Raw genomic sequence first — 17,028 nt, 5'->3', positions numbered from 1 at the left:
ACGCCCAGACTGATGTAATCCGTAATGCGGGAGCCGCTTGGAAGCTCAGCAACGGTACGTGCCATATGCGGTCCTCCTGTGAAAATTTACCACAGGATACCACAGTTCGTTTGTTAAGTGAACAGTATTGGGGCTAAGAGGACCGCGATCTATTGGATTTTGGACTCCCGTGCCCAACCAGCCGGGACTGCGATCTCCGGAAAATCTTCCGCCCATGCCAAAAGACAAGCACAAGAAGCGTCACGATCGCCGCCGCAGCCAGCGGAGGGATGGCAATGGCCAGCACGGACAATGTGATCGAGCCGCCGGCTTCGATTGTGGAGACGACTGGATTGCCCAGACCTCCGGTAGTTGCGGTGGAGGTCACTCTGGTCAGGCCTGTCAGCGCCTGAATCGTTCCGGCGAATCCACCCCCCGCAATGATCGCAAGGGACCAGCGCAGAAACGGACTCATGCCGGTCACCGTCGAGGCCGTGGCAAGGACGCCGGCAACCACCGCAGCCGGACCGGCAACCACATCCAGAAGATGATCTACCCACGGGATGTAATAACCGGCGATCTCCAGCACCGTGGCAACGGCAAAAGCCATCAAAGCAGGGTAAGTCCCGATCCATCCGAAACCCGGTGACAAAGTGAGGTGCCCCGAGAGGGAGGCGATGCTCATCACCAGCATGGGCACGAACACTCTGAAACCACATGCAGCGCTGAGGCCGACGCCTACCAGCACACTCAACATGGTTTCCATGTTCATGCGCCCAGCTTATCCCGACCGCAAGCCAAAAGCTACTGTGTTAAGATAGGGTTCACGCAAGCCATCCTTCCTGTCCTTTTCTGAACAACGGGAGGTTCGATGAAAAGAGTGCGATTGGCATCCAGCATTCTGATTGCCACGCTCTTATGCGCGGCAGTGGCGCCCCCGGCGCCGGCGCAGCAGGATCTGCACGTGGCCGGTCTGAATGATCCCGTGGAGATCATCAAGGACCGGTGGGGAATTTCCCACATCTATGCCAAGAATGAATCGGATCTCTTCTTCGCGCAGGGATACAACGCGGCGCGGGACCGGCTCTTTCAGCTCGAGATCTGGAGGCGTCAGGCCACCGGGACTACGGCCGAGATCCTGGGACGCAAGGAGCTGAAACGCGACATCGGGGCGCGGCTGCATCAATCCCGTGGCGACATGAAACAGGAACTGAATTTCTACCACCCGCGCGGGGCAGAGATCGCCGCCGCCTTTGTGAAAGGGATTAATGCCTACATCGCCGAGACCGAGCGCGACCCGAAGCTCCTCCCCATGGAATTCCGCCTCCTCGGCATCAAGCCGGGCGCGTGGACGACCGAAGTGGTGATCTCGCGCCACCAGGGCTTGCTCGGGAACATCTCGGAGGAACTCAACTACGGCCGCGCCGTCGCGCTTCTCGGGCCGGAGGCGGTCAAAGAGTGGGCTTGGTTCCGCCCCCGCAATCCGGTCATCACACTGGATCCGGCAATCGACGGCCCGCTCCTTTCCGACAACATTCTCGAACTCTACACTGCCTTCCGCGGCGCGCTTCGATTTGCCCCTGAGGACGTTGTGGCCGCCTATCGCAACGACAAAAACTCATTCGAACTCCTCGCACAGGCGCTGCCGGACGAGTTCGCAATGATCCGCAACGGAGACGAAATCGGGAGCAACAACTGGGTGGTCGGTGGCATGCGCACCCTGACCGGCTTTCCGCTGCTCGCCAATGACCCGCATCGCGCACAGCAGGTCCCTTCGCTCCGATACTGGGTTCACCTGGTGGCACCGGGCTGGAATGTGATCGGCGGCGGCGAACCGGCACTGCCGGGAGTTTCGATCGGTCACAACGAATATGGCGCCTGGGGCATAACCATTTTCGGGCAGGACAGCGAAGATCTCTACGTCTACGACACCAACCCGGCCAACCCTATGCAGTACCGATACCGCGGCGCCTGGGAAACGATGAAGGTAATCAAGGACACCATCGCCGTCAAAGGCGAGGCGCCGGTTGCCGTGGATCTGAAATACACCCGGCACGGCCCGGTGCTGTACGAGGACGCAACGCATCACAAGGCCTATGCCCTCAGGGCCGCGTGGCTCGAGGAGGGTTCAGCACCTTATCTCGCAAGCCTGCGGATGGACCAGGCGAAAAACTGGGAAGAATTTCGTGATGCCTGCAGCTACAGCCGGATCCCGGCAGAAAATATGATCTGGGCAGATACCGGCAAGAACATCGGCTACCAGGCCGTGGGCATTTCCCCGATCCGGCCGAACTGGAGCGGGCTTGTCCCTGTTCCCGGTGACGGGCGATATGAGTGGGGCGGATATCTGCCCATCAGGGACCTCCCGCACATTCTGAATCCCACGAGCGGATACATCCGGACAGCCAACAATTTCATGGTCCCTGACGGTTATCCCTATTCTGAGTCACTTCACTATACGTGGGGCGACGAGATGCGCGCCGTGCGGATTGATGAATATCTGCGCTCGGGCCGGATGTTCACGGTTGCAGACATGATGAAACTTCAGCAGGATGAGTTGTCGATTCCCGCGCGCAACCTGGTGCCATTGCTCCAGGAGCTCGTGAGCAGCGATGCGGCAGCTGCCAAGGCACGCGACCTGCTCCTCGGCTGGGATTATGTGCTCGGCAGGGATTCAGTTCCCGCCGGCATTTACGCCGCCTGGGAACGGCGCCTCCAGAGCAACGTGCGCGACCTCTTCGTGCCTGTAAACGCGCGCAGGCTGCTCTCAGGCATAAACCTGAAGCGCATGATCGACTGGCTGGCCGCTCCGGACGGGCACTTCGGCAAGAATCCGACTGCCGACCGTGATGCGCTTTTGATCCGCAGTCTGAGCGAAGCTGTCACCGAGCTGACGAAACAGCTGGGTCAGGACATGGCCCAATGGCAGTACGGGCAGGAGAAATATCATCACATCCTGGTCTCCCATCCGTTGAGCGCAGCAGTCGGCGCCGATTTGCGCGCCCGGCTGAATGTCGGGCCGCTCCCCCGCGGAGGATACGCCGTCACGGTGAACGCCACGGGAAACGGCAACAATCAGACCTCGGGCGCCTCGTTCCGGATCATCGCCGACACCGAAAACTGGGACAACTCCGTCGGCACCAACAATCCCGGGCAGAGTGGAGATCCCGACAGCCCCCATTATCGCGACCTCTTTCAGATGTGGGCGGCCGGCAAGTACTTCCCAGTCTTTTACAGCCGCAAGAAAGTGGAGTCGGTAATGGAAGAGAAGATGGTCCTGTCGCCGGCACGATGATGCGGCCGGAGCGGGATCTGCAGAACCACCAGGACGCCAGGGAATTCGTCCCTTCTTGGCGTCTTGGTGGAATCCCTTGAACGAACGGCACTGCCCGGCCCTACTCTTGATGATCAAATATTATTGTGACTCTATTCCAGGGATGGATGTGTCGCCCCTTCAGGGCTCTTTCTTCCCATGCTCTCAACCCCGGGCGTGAGCCCGGGGCTACTCTGGTTCCGCCCCTTCGGAGCTGGGAGGTTTTTCTGTCACTAAATTTAATGATTATCAATTGTGCAGTGCTGCGGCCCCGTTTTTGAGCTGGTACAACACCTCAACTTCCTTGTCGCTCAGCGCGCGGTTGAATGCGGACAGGTCGTCGTACAACCCGACGTAATTCACCCCCAGACGGATGGTGGCTTGAGAGAAATTCCATGTGAATGGTTCGCGAATCTCTCGGGCAGTTCCCTGCGGCCGGCCATTGAGATAAAGCCTGGCCGTCCCCCCGGGATCGGTGTTCAAACCGGTAAAAGTGATTACGACGTGAGTCCACCGGCCGCGGGCGAACGGCGGCTCGGTCACAACGATCGTCCGGCTGTTGAAGTCGGGATTTTGCTCCGGCGGAAGATTCCCGGGATTCCAGACTTTCAGGTCGCCAAAGATCCCCAGCCGGAAATGACGCGGTTTGTCATCGCGCGTGAAGTCAACCCAGATTGCGGCGTTGTTGTACTCCTTATCCGTAATCTGGATCGGGTCCGAATATCCGGGGGCGAGATCTTCGTCGGGACTCAAGCTCAGCCAAAAGGACACGCTGCCGTTCCAATCACGCTCCCGGTAAGCAACGTTCTTTTCCGCCCGATAAAAAACGGCCATAGTGTTCTTCTTGCGGAACTGCAGGGCGTCTCCAAAACGACCTTGCCCGCGTGCAATGCCGACATCAGGATTCCCTATCCCAGGCTTGGCATCACCCTGGGTTTTATAGGTCGGTGCCGTGTAGATGCTTCTGTCCCCGGCACCAAAGTCGGCATCCGTCCCTCTGTCGAAGGAAGCATGGAACGTCAGAGCCTTAGTCAAGCCGGCTGGCACGGCATCACTCGATTGGATGAACGCCGCTGGAAAAATGAATGTCACTAAAAGGAGAACTCCGATGAGAATTCCTAAGGGCCACAGGCGGTTCATGGATTCGCTCCGCTATCACGGTTTTGGGATACCTTGCCGGTCGATACCGGCGATGATACCTCAGCTTGCGTCCGGCGCACAGCAAAACTCCGCGCGCAGGATGGGAAAGGCCGGCATTGAATGCGTCTGGCGGCTCGTGGGGACACCCGCCATCGTTTCGGAGTGCGGCAACTTGCAGCCTGCTTGCGTCGAAGCACTGGACCGGAGCCGAAGTAAATCACGAGATTGTCGCTGCCGCGGCCGTAGGCACGCGGGCTGTTCCTGTCCTCGAACTGCGATTTCATTACGACGCCGCGCGCGCAGAGGCCTGCCGGCTCTTCGATCGTGACTCCGCTGACGCGGTGGTAGTCGGGGAAGACGGTCGCCGTCGAGCCTTCGGTGATGAACTCAGCCCTGGGCCGGCAGCGGTTGCGCGGTTGCCGTCTCCGCCCAAAACAGCAAAAATGATCAAGCGCATCCCTCAGCCATCTGGTACAAAGTTGCTTGAAATGTCACTGGGGCATCACATGCTCGAAGCCACACTGCGCGATTACAAGAAGCGGATGTTGAGGGTGCTCATCCATATTCAGCAGCATTTGGACGACACGCTTGGTCTGGAGGAGTTGGCGGCCGTGGCCTGCTTCTCGCCATATCACTTTCACCGCGTCTTCACGGGCATGGTAGGCGAGTCGGTCATGGAGCACGTCCGGCGGCTTCGACTGGAGCGGGCGGCATCGCGACTCAAGCTGAGCCGGCAGCCGGTGGTTCAAATCACTTTCGACGCCGGCTACGGAACCCATGAGGCCTTCACACGCGCCTTCAAAGCGGCCTATGGCATGGCCCCGGTCCATTTCCGCTTGCACCGAAGTCCCGTCGCGGCCGTGCTGGCGCCGTCCGGCATTCATTACCGCGACGGTCCAACGCTCAAGGACTTCAAATCCAGACGAACAGGACTCCAAACCATGAATGTGCAGATCAAGAACCTGAAACCGATGCGTGTGGCTTTCATGCGCCACGTCGGGCCATATCGCGAAGTGGGCACGGCTTGGGACCAGCTGCTGCCCTGGCTCGGGAAGGAGGGACTGCTGGGCGGCGACGCGCAGTTCATCGGTATCTGCCATGACGATCCGGAGGTGACGCCGCAGAAGAGAATCCGCTATGACGCCTGCGTGACGGTGGACGAACCGTTTGCTTCGACCGGTGACATCGGCGCTCAGACCATACCCGGTGGTGAGTACGCCGTGATGACCCACTTCGGGCCTTACAGCAAGCTGGGCGAGGCCTACGCGAAGCTGTTGGGAGAGTGGCTGCCGCGCAGTGGCCGCGCGCTGCTCTCTGCGCCCTGCTTCGAGATGTACCTCAACGATCCGAACAGCACTGAGCCGGAGGACTTGATTGCCGACATCTATGCGCCGCTCGAATCGAACAGTAAATGACCAGTAACGGATGAAAAACGGCGGAGGAGTGACGGAGGCCGGAGGATGAAAACGCGCGGTGCCGCTTCATGATTTCCAGCTTAACATTCGGCATTGCTTTCGGCAGTCGTCGGTCCGATTTCGCTCCTGATAGGAAACTACCATGACAACCCACAGCCGGCCAAGCTGAAAGGCTGCGGGTCATGCTTGGGCGCAACAAGGCAGGCTGGATCCTGATGGAGATCTCGCAAGAAGTTCGCTCTCGGGCCGGCAGGGTGTATCCGGTCGAGCCGGTCAGGACGCTCAACGCCATCCACCCTGGCCACCGTTTTGAACCCTATTGCGATCGTCACGCTCTATTTGTGTTATAGATAGCAAGGATTCCTGGTTCCTGTCACTGTTTTGGAGTGCGGCAGCGTGCAGCCGGCTTTCGCATATGCGTTGCAGGGCCTGAGAAACGAGGCGCAAGCAGGCTTGCGCATTCCAGGGATTTCGGCACAAATTCATCGGCAACCGTGGCGGCAAGGATGAGACTCTTCACACGGATATCAATAGCAGGGGCGCTCGCTGCGCTGCTGTCAGCTCATCTGGCGCTGCCTGAGCAAAAAGAACAGCAGCAACAGCGGCCCAAGTTCAATGTTCAGGTCAATCTTGTGTCCCTGGATGTCGAGGTGCTGGACCAGCCGGGAAATCCGATCCCCGGCCTCACCAGGAACGATTTCGTCGTGAAAGAGAACGGCAGGACGATGGAGATCACAAATTTCGCCTGGCTCGCGGACCGGCCGGTAAGCCTGGCGATGGTGCTGGACACGAGCGCCATTTCGTCCGAAAAGCTGGTCACGTGCAAGCGCTTCATAGCTGATCTTGCTTACGTGCTCGCGCCCACGGACGATCTGTGCCTGTACTCGTTCGATTCCAGGGATGCGTATCTCGAGATGGATTTTACCGCAAGGCGCGGCCCTCTTATCGATGCCCTCGACAACATCGGCGTCCCGTCGCGGGGATCAGGGGGAATCCTGAAGGAACTCTTTGGGGTCCAGCCTCTAACCGGGCTTGCTATCGACCGGGCGCTGAGCAAACTCCGCAAGACCAACAACGGGAAAAAAGCCCTGCTGGTGATTTCGAACCGCTTCAGAGGGCTGGGGCCGGCCACCGTCGAACACGTCCGGGAATCGGGCTGCACCTTGTTGACGCTGGGATTCGGCAACACGGCAGCACTGCTGATCACTTTGGGGGGTGATCGGATCAGCAAGGGCCAGCTCATGAAGGAATCGGGAGGCCGGCAGTTTTCCGCCGAGACTAAGGATCCGGCCGGTGTGTGCCGACAGATTGCTTACTCCTTGAAGAACTACTACGCCCTCGGATACCTGACTGAAATCGGCACTGCCGGAGAAAAAGCGCGGCGGGTTGAGGTGCAGGTGCCGGGGAAAAACTACACGGTCAACTACAGGCGCAGCTATGTGCTCACAGACCGTTGAAAGTAGTCCTCTGAATCCCCTCGGCTGCGCATGCCTCGAGCACCTCGCTGCTGGTAAGAGCCTTGAACTCCTCCTCATGGAGGTACGCCGGCATGGTGCGATCGATTTCGGGACAGCGCCGGGTGGAAGGGTGGAAGTAGATTTCGGTTACGCCTTCCGGGAGATGTTGCAGGAATCTCAGCACGAGCTCCGTCGTCATCGCTCCCGTGTCCGCCATGCCGAAAATGAAGTCGTTGCAGCGCACGCGTGAGTGCCGCAGGCGGCTCTTCATCAATGCTATCAGGGGGGAGAGAGACGTCCATGCAGCCAGCCTGGCGATGGGCGATTTTTTCGCTGCACGCCAGGAAGGGAGAAAGGGCTCGTTGGGAAGCCGCATCGCAGGCAGCCCATAGTCGCGTCCGACCTCCAGAATGAGGCTCATGATTCTCGGGTGCAAATGCAGGTGGTTGTGACTGTCGGCATGATCCAGCGCCAGCCCCGTCTTTCGAAACGCTTCAAACTGGGCGCGAATCTCGGCCTGGAGCTGCTGCCGGATGCCCGGCCACAAGGCGAACTTGAATCCAGCCCGGGCAGGATGATTGGAAAACTCCCCGCGCGCGTCGACCAGATCGGGAATGGCTTCCGGGGGCAGGACTGGCCGACCCTCGACCAGAACGACATGTAGTCCGACCCTAAGACTCGGAACCCGCCGCGCACGTTCGATGGCATCGGCTGCGGCCCCACCCCCGACCATCAAGCTGGCTGTGGTCAAGATCCCGCGGCGATGAGCTTCTATGATCGCTTCGTTCACCGGCACGGCCAGGCCGTAGTCGTCGCCGGTAACGATCAGCCGTCTCATGGATTCCCCTCTTGAGCGACGAGACGTCCATCGCGCGTAAGGGTGAAATGCGCGCCGCGCCATACGGTGGTGCGCTTGGTGTAGGCAAGAAAAAAGGAAATCAGGGAGGCAATATCACGAAACGGCAGCAGGTAAAGACTGCGCAGTCCCTCGCGGTCGCGGAGGCCCCATCCGAGATTCACCGCTGCCGTCGCCAGTCTCAGAACGAGAGCCCCCAGCAGCACCGACAGTCCGGTAATATCGCCGGGACGCACGGCGGCATAAAGCAGCGCGAAAGGCACGGACCGTAGCAACACGGTGGCGGAGAAGGCGATCGGCCGGGCGGCACGATTGTTTTGATCCCAGTAGACTTGATGTCCCCACCATTGTGAGGGGCTCTTGAGATCCATGATCGTATCGATAAAGTAAGGGATAATTGCATTCTTCTTTCCCGAATTCCAGATGCGTCGCCCCATCTCATAATCTTCGACCAGATAGTCGGCCAGCGCGGGCAGACCACCGATTTCCTCGAGCGTGGAGCGCCGCAATGCCGTAGAGGCGCCAAGGCAGAATTTCGCGGCTCCCGTGACATGCGCAAAAATTATGCTCGTCATCAGATCCGCATTCAGGGTCAACAGCTCGACCTTCTCGTACCAGTTGTCCGCGCAAGCCGCTTTATACAGCGTACAGACAAATCCAACCTCCCGGTCCGCCAGAGGAGCGACGATGGTTTTGAGATAGTCGGGCCTCAAAAGCACATCGCTGTCACCAATCACCAGAATGTCGTGGCGCGCATGTTTGAGGCCGCCGATCATATTGTTGATCTTGCCGTTGGTGCCGGCCCGGCACTCCTCGATGGCGATCGTGACCCTTGCGCTGCCGAATTCCTGTTGGATTTCCTTCAAGAGCGGAATCGCGGGATCATCCCGTCTCTGCGCGGAAAACACGACCTGGTAGTCCGGGTAATCCTGGCAGCAGACGCTGCGCAGATTCTCGCGCAGATTTTTCTCGAGACCGTAGACCGGCTTCAAAACAGTGACGGGAGGCCAGGCCGAAAAGGAATGCTTTGACGGCTGCCGAGCGCGTGTGCGGAGCCGTATCATGGCGAGCAGGCACAGAACCGCATAAACCGAGCCGCCCACGGCTGGGACGAGAAAGATCCATGCGAGAAACTGCCTTGCAATATGAAAGGGCATTCAGCCTTCTCCAAATGAAGTCATATGTTACAGAAAAGCCGCCACAAAGAACACGAAGAACCAAGCATCGCACCAAATATGTAAAATAACGCTTTTTTGTGATTTTGTGGGTTTTCTGGTTCCGGGTCTGTCAACAGTCGGGCAGGGCTTGCATCGGCGGGTGAAAAAGGTATAGGTTGGCTTCTGCAATTTCAAGTCCATCCTGCAATCGCGGCGCCGCCTGAATATTCGGGCGCGCTGATCTCAGAAAGGAGTCCTTTATGCCGGCTCGGACACTCCAACGGATGATGATGGTTGCGATATTGATTCTGCTGGGCTCGATGCCGGCGCCAGCGCAGCTTTCGCAGAACATGCAGGACATGCTGCGCCGCATCAATTCGGGGGAATTCGGCGGCGGCCGCGGAGGCCCCGGGTCCGGCGGGCGCTGGGTCGACGGTGGGCAGGGCTACACGAGCACGGAGCGAAATGCGGGTGGCGGCAGCGAAATCGTGCGCTATGACACGGCCACCGGCAAGCGTGAAGTGCTGATGACAGTGGCGCAACTGACCCCGCCGCAGCTCGGCAAGCCGCTGCAGTTCAGCGACAACACTTCGTCCGCCGACAGTCGGCGCATGCTGTTTGCCACCAACGGCCGCCCGACCATGATCCGGAAAACCTCTTACGAATACTGGGTTCTCGATAAGATCGACAACTCGTGGCACAAGCTTGGCCGGAATGCACCCGCGGGAGTGCTCTATGCCAAGCTCTCGCCTGACGGCACGCGCGCCGCCTATGTGCGGGAGAACAACATCTATGTCGAGGACGTTCGCAGCGGCGGGATCAAGCAGGTTACCTCCGACGGCACGCCCATGATCATCAACGGCACGTCCGACTGGGTGTACGAGGAAGAGTTGTCGCTGCGCGACGGTTTCCAGTGGAGTCCGGACGGTCAAAAGATCGCCTACTTCCAGTTTGACCAGAGCGGCGTTCCCGAATTCGCACTGATCAACTACACCGACAGCCTCTATCCCGTCATTACCAGATATCCCTATCCAAAAGCAGGACAGACCAACGCTGCCGTGCGCGTCGGCGTCGTCAGTGCTGCGGGGGGTCCCACCCGCTGGATCCAAGTGCCAGGCGATCCGCGCAATATCTATATACCGCGAATGGACTGGGCGGCGAACTCCGGCGAGGTGATACTCCAGCAGCTGAACCGGCTGCAGAATACCAACAACGTGCTGCTGGCAAACGCCGAGACGGGAGAAGTGCGCCAGATGTTCCAGGACCGTGATGAAGCGTGGGTCGACTACAATCGTGATTTTGTCTGGCTGGAAAAGGGGAAACGCCTGTTGTTCACCAGCGAGCGCGATGGCTGGCGTCACGCTTATGCGGTCTCGCGCGCCGGCGAGGCGCGCCTCGTCACGACCGGCGCATTCGACCTGCTGTCCATTTCGGCAGTGGATGAAACCGGCGGCTGGCTCTATTACATCGCCTCGCCCGACAACGCCATCCAGCGATATCTCTACCGCTCGCGCCTTGACGGCAACGGCAAGCCCGAACGGGTGACTCCGGCCAACATTCCTGGAACCCACACCTACAACATCTCACCGGATTGCCGATGGGCCTTCCACAGCTACTCGAAGTTCGACTCGCCGGGAATCTCGGAGCTGGTCCGGCTGCCCGAGCACCAGACCGTGCGCGTGTTTCAGAATAACGCCGATCTCAAGGCCAAGGTAGCACCCATGCTCGCAGGCCGCACCGAGCTTTTTCAGGTCGATGTCGGCGGCGGCGTCAAGATCGACGGCTGGTTGATCCGGCCGGCGAGGTTTGATCCCGCGAAGAAATATCCGATCATCGTCAACGTCTACGGTGAGCCGGCTTCGACCACGGTCAATGACAGCTGGGGAGGCACGGGGAGAATCCTGGCAGCCGCTCTGGCCGATGATGGCTATCTCCTGGCCAGCTTCGACAACCGCGGCACCCCCGCTCCGAAGGGACGCGCGTGGCGCAAGGTGATCTACGGCTCGGTCGGTGTGCTGGCCTCGAAGGAGCAGGCCGCCGCCCTGTGGGCCCTGGCGGCTTCACATCCTTATGTTGACCTGGATCGCGTGGGCGTATACGGGTGGAGCGGCGGCGCCTCCATGACGCTCAACCTGATGTTTCGTTCACCCGAACTGTACAAGGTCGGCGTGGCGGGGGCACCCGTCCCGGACCAGACCCTGTACGACTCGATCTACCAGGAGCGTTACATGGGTCTGCCGCAGGATAATCCCGAGGGGTACAAAAACGGCTCGCCGATCACATTCGCGCAGGGACTCCAGGGTAAGCTGCTCATCATTCACGGCACGGGCGACGACAACGTTCATTTCCAGGGGACGCAGCGGATGATCAACCGGCTCATCGAACTCAACAAGCAGTTCAGCTTCATGGAGTATCCAAACCGCCGTCACGGCATCAGCGGCATCCACCTCGACACCCTCAGGTACGGTTTCCTGGAACAGTACCTGCCCGCGGGCGGCCGCTAAGGAACATGGGACACGGATCGATACGGATTCATCGCTGGTAAATCTGCGGATCCGCTGAGCATTTCCAGTCGCTTCGGATCAATCCGTTTCGTTCGGATCAAGACAGCTATCGAGGTCCGAAAGCAATTGCCCGAAATGAGCCGATATGGTACATTATACACATGAAACGTACAAATCTTGTGCTTGATGAGCAACTCTTGGAAGAAGCAGTGCGCCTGGGCGGCGCCCGGACTTATTCGCAGGCCGTAAATGAAGCCCTGGCCGACTACACGCGCCGCATCAAAGCGCGCAAAATCCTCCAACTGGCGGGATCCGGCCTGTGGGAGGGTGACTTGGCCAGAATGCGCGGCGATCGATCCGGACGGCGAGCGCGCGGGGTCGCAGCCGATGGTTCTCGTTGATACGTCTGTCTGGATCGAGGTATTCCGCAAGAGCCCGCGCGTCCCTGTCGAATCATGCCTGGACCTGGATGACGCCGTGACATGCCTTCCTGTGATCCAGGAGGTCCTTCAGGGATTCCGTGACCAGCGCGCTTTCCGGATTGCGCAAGAGGCCATGCTGGCATTGCCGGCAGTGGAGTCGCCACTCCGGAGCGTTGTCTTCGAACAGGCGATCGACCTGTACCGGCAGGCGCGGCATCAGGGCCTCACGGTCCGGTCAGGCGTCGACTGCCTGATCGCCGCCTGCGCACTGCGGCATGGGTTGCCGGTCTTGCATCATGATCGCGATTTTTCCCTGCTTGCGAGAATATCCCCGCTCGAGGCCATCGATCTCTTCCGCCATCATGGATGATTAGGGAATTCTGATGTCGATGACCGATCACCGAAAGCGGGTTGACGCTGCGTAGAAAAATGTGATAATTTTATGATATCTGGCTAATTAGAAAGTCTTAAGATTTCTCGTAAGGAAGGGGTCGGGATCGCGCATGCGCCACTCGGGTGCGACGACTCCCACTTCAGCGCCTTGTTCCCTGGCATGTCTGGAAGGAGTGCTTTTTGAGGTCTGACGGGGGTTCCACGTCAGGGGACGGATGCCGCTTCTATACATCCGGTTAATCAGAAACGCGCATGCGGCTGCCGTCTCTCTGAGTCTGCTTCCGCCGGCAGTTCCATATTTGAAGGAGTGTGTCTATGAAGCGAATTCTTTTGGTGCTTGTTACGTTGTCCGCTTTGGTCGTAGCGGCCGGTCAGGCGGCCTTCGGGCAAGGCGGCGGTATGACCTCCTCGATCACGGGGACGGTTGTCGACCAGTCCGGCGCCGTAGTTCCCGGTGCAACTGTGGCAGTGAAAAACAAAGCCACCAGCATGGAGTACCGCAGCAGTACGGCTGCGAACGGGTCATTCACAATCCCGGCCGTGCCCGTAGGCAATTACTCCGTGACCATTACCGCAACCGGTTTCAAGCAGGCTATCATCGAAGACGTCAAGGTGGATGCCGGCACGCCGGCCAGTGTCAGCGCATCGCTCCAGATCGGCAACCCCACGGAAACCGTCGTTGTGGTCGGAGGGGCGGACATTGTGCAAACGACGTCGGCCACCATCGCCACTTCAATGACGGTCAGCCAGATCGCGAACCTTCCACTCTCGACCCGCAATGCTCTCGACTTCGTGGTTTTTCTGCCGGGCGTCAACACGGCTGGGATCACCCGCGACGCCAATATCATGGGCCTGCCGCAGGCTGCGGTCAATATCACGATTGACGGCGTCAGCGCCCAGGATAATTACAACAAGAGCACTGAGTTCTTCGTGCGTGTCAGCCCGCGGTTGGATGCCGTAGAGGAGGTCACCATTTCCACGGCCACCCCGGGGGCTGAGAGTGCAGGTCAGGGCGCGGTACAGATCCGATTCACGACGCGCCAGGGGAGCAATGACTTTCGGGGCAGCATTTACGAGTATCATCGCAACCAGTTTTTCAACTCCAACTACTGGTTCAACAACCGCGACCAAGCGCCTACCTACAATGGCACAAGCGTCCCTTGCACGCCGCAGCAGTTGGCCAGCGAGTGGGACAAGTGCAAAGCGCCGCGGGATCCGGTGAAGCTGAATCAATTCGGCGGCCGATTGGGAGGCCCCATCATAATTCCCAGGCTCTTTAACGGCCGTGACAAGGCGATGTTTTTTTTCAACTTCGAGGAATTCCGCCAGCCCAATGCAATTTCCCGGCAACGCACGATCTTCAATCCGGTGACCCAGCTAGGTACCTTTCAGTATAATGTCACAGTCGGCGGCCAACAGCAGGTCCGGCAGGTAAACCTGCTGCAGCTGGCGGCAGCCAACGGCCAGACGTCTGCTATTGACCCCGTCATCGGGAAGCTGCTGGCCGACATTCGCAGCTCGACAACACAGACTGGCGGCGTACAGCAGCTGAGCGATCCCAATCTGCAGCGGTTTACCTTCACCAATACGGGCCTGGTGATCAATCATTTCCCGACCGCCCGTTTCGACTTCAATCTGACCAGCAAGCACCACCTGGAAGTTACCTACAATTACACCAAAAACATCCGCACCCCGGATATTCTCAATAGCAACGATCCAGCCTTCCCCGGTTTCCCGAATCTAGGCGCGTATGTTTCCCACCGTTTCGTCGGCGGTGGCGCGGTACGTTCAACGTTGACGCCGACCCTGGTCAATGAATTGCGTTTTGGCCTCTCGGGGGGATCTTCGCTTTTCAGGCCCGAACTGAGCCCAGGACAATACAGCGGCTCACTGGCCAACCAGGCAGGATTCGCTCTCGGCATCAGCGCGGCGGGCATCACCAACGCGTACGTTACGAACGCTCCCAGCCGCCGCAATACGCCGACGCAGGTGCTCGAGGAAACACTCAACTGGATCCGAGGTACGCACAGCCTCAGTTTCGGCGGGGCATTCACCAACATCGGCCTCTGGACCTGGAGCAATGCCCGCGTGGTGCCTGCGATCACTTTCGGGGTCAACAGCACCGACCCGGCCATCGGCATGTTCAATACCACCAACTTTCAGGGGGCCGCTTCATCGGACCTCACGCGGGCCCAGAACATCTATGCGGTCTTGACGGGGCGCGTCACTGCCGTCAGCGGCGATGCTTACCTGGACGAAAAGACCAACAAATATGGCTACCTCGGCCCCCGAGTCAATCGGGGCCACATGCGGGAGTTAGGTTTCTTCGCGCAGGACCAGTGGAGGGCGCGGCCGGGACTGACGCTCACCCTTGGGCTGCGCTATGAGTTGCAGCTTCCCTTTGTTCCTCTGAACGACAGTTACACCACAGCCGACATCTCGGATCTGTATGGGGTTTCCGGGTATGGCAACCTCTTCAAACCCGGTACCATGACAGGCCGGGATACGCAGTTTATCCTTTACAAGAGCGGTGTAAAGGCCTACAACGTCGACACTCTTAATTTTGCTCCCAGCTTAGGCTTTGCCTGGACTCCAAAGTCGGGCAATCGCTGGCTCAATCGTATCCTGGGCGCGAACGGGGGGACAGTCTTGCGCGGCGGCTACTCGATTGCTTACAACCGCTACGGCATGGCGGAAATACAAAGCCTGTTTGCAGCCAATCCGGGAAGCTTCGTCAGCGCCTCCCGCAGCATGACACTGGGAAACCTGGTCACCAATGTCGGGAGCGACACGCTGCCGGTCTTGCTAAGCCAAACGAGTCGCCTGGGCGCGGCTCCTTTCAATTCTACACCAAGTTTTCCGATGATCGGGGCGGTCAGCAATTCGGTCAACATCTACGATCCCAATCTACACACTCCCTACACCCAATCCTGGAGCTTCGGCATCCAGCGCGAGATCACCAAGGACACGGTTCTGGAGGTGCGATACGTAGGCACGCGCAATCTCGCCGGGCAGACCACGTACGATCTCAATGAGACCAACATTGTGGAAAACGGCTTGCTTCCCGAGTTCAAACTGGCGATGGCGAACCTGCAGGCGAATATTGCGGCAGGGCGCGGAAACAACTTCAAATATTTCGGGCCGAATACCGGCACCTCACCCCTGCCGATCAGTCTTGCTTACTTCAGCGGATTGCCGGCTACACAGGCCAGTGATCCGTCCAAGTACACCTCTTCTCTCTTCTCGAGCACCTCATTCGTCAATCCCCTGGCGCAAATGAATCCCAACCCATTCACTTTTGCGGACAACCTGTGGAGTGACGCCACTCGCCGCGCCAACGCGTTGGCCGTGGGATTGCCGGCCAACTTTTTCCTGGCGAATCCGGGTCTGACGGGCGGGGCCAACTATACGGGCAATGGCGGTTACAGCCGCTATGACGGGATGCAGGTTGAATTGCGCCGCCGCCTCACCAAAGGGCTGCTGGTGCAATCCAACTACACCTGGGCGAAATCATTCAGTTCCTCCAGGGTCTCGTTCCGGGCTCCGAGAGTGAACACTCTTGGTGGCACGGTTGCGCATGCTTTCAAGATCAACTGGGTCTACGAGCTGCCGTTCGGGCCCGGGAGGATGATGTTTGCCAAGTCCGGCCGACTGATGACCACTCTCATCGGCGGTTGGGAGTTCCACGGCACCGGCCGCATTCAGGGCGGCCAGCTGCTGGACTTCGGCAATGTCAGGCTGGTTGGAATGAACCGGCAGGACCTCCAGCAGCTGTATGGGCTGTATTTCGATAACGCCGCCGAGATCATCTACGCGTTGCCGAAGGATATCATCGACAACACGATAAAGGCCTACAGCGTAAGTGCGACGTCCTCGACCGGCTACGGCTCCCTCGGGCCGCCCACCGGACGCTACATCGCGCCGGCCAACAGCGCGAACTGCATCGAGGTGTACGACGGCCAATGCGCTCCGGTCGAAACGCGCATCAAGGGTCCGATGTTCACCCGTTTCGATCTGAGCGTCGTCAAGAGAGTGCGCTTCACCGAGAACACGAGCTTCGAATTGCGTGGCGAGTTCTTGAACGCTTTCAATAACACCAACTTCTACGGTGCCGCCAACCCGGGCAGCAGCGCAACCTGGGGCCAGATAACGTCTGCGTATCGGGACGTGTCCAACAGCCAGGATCCGGGTGGACGGATGATTCAACTGGTCGCCCGGATCAACTTCTAGGCGGCAAGTCCCTTCCCTTCAGGAGAGGAACGCGCTCGCCGTGTTCCTCTCCGTTTTCCCCTTTGCCGACAATCGCACTCCCGCAGTCCGCCAAGCCCCTGGGTTGTACCCGCGCGCATGAAAACTCCACTGGACATCCAAACTGCAGAGGAGCGGACCTTG

11 protein-coding genes are annotated in these 17,028 nt (G+C 59.2%); 7 read left to right on the top strand and 4 right to left on the bottom strand.

All coding sequences use genetic code 11. The annotated features are described in order from the left end of the window. Nucleotides 1–133 precede the first annotated feature (133 nt). Nucleotides 134–745 carry a DUF4126 domain-containing protein gene (locus tag LAP85_08015; protein MBZ5496333.1) on the bottom strand — a complete coding sequence of 204 codons (612 nt, stop codon included), beginning with the start codon at nucleotides 743–745 and terminating at the stop codon, nucleotides 134–136. A gap of 105 nt (nucleotides 746–850) precedes the next feature. Here LAP85_08015 and LAP85_08010 point away from each other — a divergent pair, with 105 nt between their 5' ends. Beyond that, on the top strand, nucleotides 851–3,274 hold the full coding sequence (locus tag LAP85_08010) for a penicillin acylase family protein (GenBank protein ID MBZ5496332.1): 2,424 nt from the start codon (nucleotides 851–853) through the stop codon (nucleotides 3,272–3,274). Nucleotides 3,275–3,541: 267 nt separating this feature from the next. On the opposite strand, the gene LAP85_08005 is transcribed toward LAP85_08010, so the two are convergent. Next, nucleotides 3,542–4,432, bottom strand: a complete 891-nt coding sequence (locus tag LAP85_08005) for a LamG domain-containing protein (GenBank protein ID MBZ5496331.1) — start codon at nucleotides 4,430–4,432, stop codon at nucleotides 3,542–3,544. Nucleotides 4,433–4,548: 116 nt separating this feature from the next. Between LAP85_08005 and LAP85_08000 the strand changes: the two genes are divergently transcribed. Further along, nucleotides 4,549–5,847 (top strand): AraC family transcriptional regulator, encoded by a 1,299-nt coding sequence (locus tag LAP85_08000; protein ID MBZ5496330.1) that lies wholly within the window; start codon nucleotides 4,549–4,551, stop codon nucleotides 5,845–5,847. A 506-nt stretch (nucleotides 5,848–6,353) separates the two neighbouring features. After that, nucleotides 6,354–7,304, top strand: coding sequence for a hypothetical protein (locus tag LAP85_07995; GenBank protein MBZ5496329.1), 951 nt, complete (start codon nucleotides 6,354–6,356; stop codon nucleotides 7,302–7,304). Here the strand turns inward: LAP85_07995 and hpnK are convergent. After that, complete coding sequence (hpnK, locus tag LAP85_07990; GenBank protein MBZ5496328.1) at nucleotides 7,291–8,142, bottom strand: hopanoid biosynthesis-associated protein HpnK; 852 nt, start codon at nucleotides 8,140–8,142, stop codon at nucleotides 7,291–7,293. The genes LAP85_07995 and hpnK overlap by 14 nt on opposite strands. Further along, entirely contained in the window at nucleotides 8,139–9,317 is a 1,179-nt protein-coding gene (hpnI, locus tag LAP85_07985; GenBank protein MBZ5496327.1) for a bacteriohopanetetrol glucosamine biosynthesis glycosyltransferase HpnI, read from the bottom strand. Before hpnI ends, hpnK begins: the two co-directional genes overlap by 4 nt. A gap of 260 nt (nucleotides 9,318–9,577) precedes the next feature. Here hpnI and LAP85_07980 point away from each other — a divergent pair, with 260 nt between their 5' ends. The 4 genes from LAP85_07980 (at nucleotide 9,578) to LAP85_07965 (ending at nucleotide 16,866) form a co-directional block, all read left to right on the top strand. Further along, nucleotides 9,578–11,821 (top strand): S9 family peptidase, encoded by a 2,244-nt coding sequence (locus LAP85_07980; protein MBZ5496326.1) that lies wholly within the window; start codon nucleotides 9,578–9,580, stop codon nucleotides 11,819–11,821. Between the two features lie 161 nt (nucleotides 11,822–11,982). Next, a complete protein-coding gene (locus LAP85_07975; protein MBZ5496325.1) occupies nucleotides 11,983–12,222 on the top strand; it encodes a type II toxin-antitoxin system VapB family antitoxin in 240 nt (79 codons plus the stop codon). Beyond that, on the top strand, nucleotides 12,209–12,613 hold the full coding sequence (locus LAP85_07970; protein MBZ5496324.1) for a PIN domain-containing protein: 405 nt from the start codon (nucleotides 12,209–12,211) through the stop codon (nucleotides 12,611–12,613). Before LAP85_07975 ends, LAP85_07970 begins: the two co-directional genes overlap by 14 nt. 338 nt (nucleotides 12,614–12,951) lie before the next feature. Beyond that, nucleotides 12,952–16,866 (top strand): TonB-dependent receptor, encoded by a 3,915-nt coding sequence (locus LAP85_07965; GenBank protein MBZ5496323.1) that lies wholly within the window; start codon nucleotides 12,952–12,954, stop codon nucleotides 16,864–16,866. Nucleotides 16,867–17,028: the final 162 nt, after the last annotated feature.

Source organism: Terriglobia bacterium, from assembly GCA_020072565.1.
GTDB lineage: Bacteria > Acidobacteriota > UBA6911 > UBA6911 > UBA6911 > JAFNAG01.
This window is presented reverse-complemented; position numbering and strand designations above follow the sequence as displayed.

Coding starts and splice junctions, on each gene's coding strand:
- LAP85_07995 (MBZ5496329.1), top strand. CDS start 6,354: ATGAGACTCTTCACACGGATATCAATAGCAGGGGCGCTCGCTGCGCTG.
- LAP85_08015 (MBZ5496333.1), bottom strand. CDS start 745: ATGGAAACCATGTTGAGTGTGCTGGTAGGCGTCGGCCTCAGCGCTGCA.
- LAP85_08005 (MBZ5496331.1), bottom strand. CDS start 4,432: ATGAACCGCCTGTGGCCCTTAGGAATTCTCATCGGAGTTCTCCTTTTA.
- hpnI (MBZ5496327.1), bottom strand. CDS start 9,317: ATGCCCTTTCATATTGCAAGGCAGTTTCTCGCATGGATCTTTCTCGTC.
- LAP85_07970 (MBZ5496324.1), top strand. CDS start 12,209: ATGGTTCTCGTTGATACGTCTGTCTGGATCGAGGTATTCCGCAAGAGC.
- hpnK (MBZ5496328.1), bottom strand. CDS start 8,142: ATGAGACGGCTGATCGTTACCGGCGACGACTACGGCCTGGCCGTGCCG.
- LAP85_07975 (MBZ5496325.1), top strand. CDS start 11,983: ATGAAACGTACAAATCTTGTGCTTGATGAGCAACTCTTGGAAGAAGCA.
- LAP85_08010 (MBZ5496332.1), top strand. CDS start 851: ATGAAAAGAGTGCGATTGGCATCCAGCATTCTGATTGCCACGCTCTTA.
- LAP85_07965 (MBZ5496323.1), top strand. CDS start 12,952: ATGAAGCGAATTCTTTTGGTGCTTGTTACGTTGTCCGCTTTGGTCGTA.
- LAP85_07980 (MBZ5496326.1), top strand. CDS start 9,578: ATGCCGGCTCGGACACTCCAACGGATGATGATGGTTGCGATATTGATT.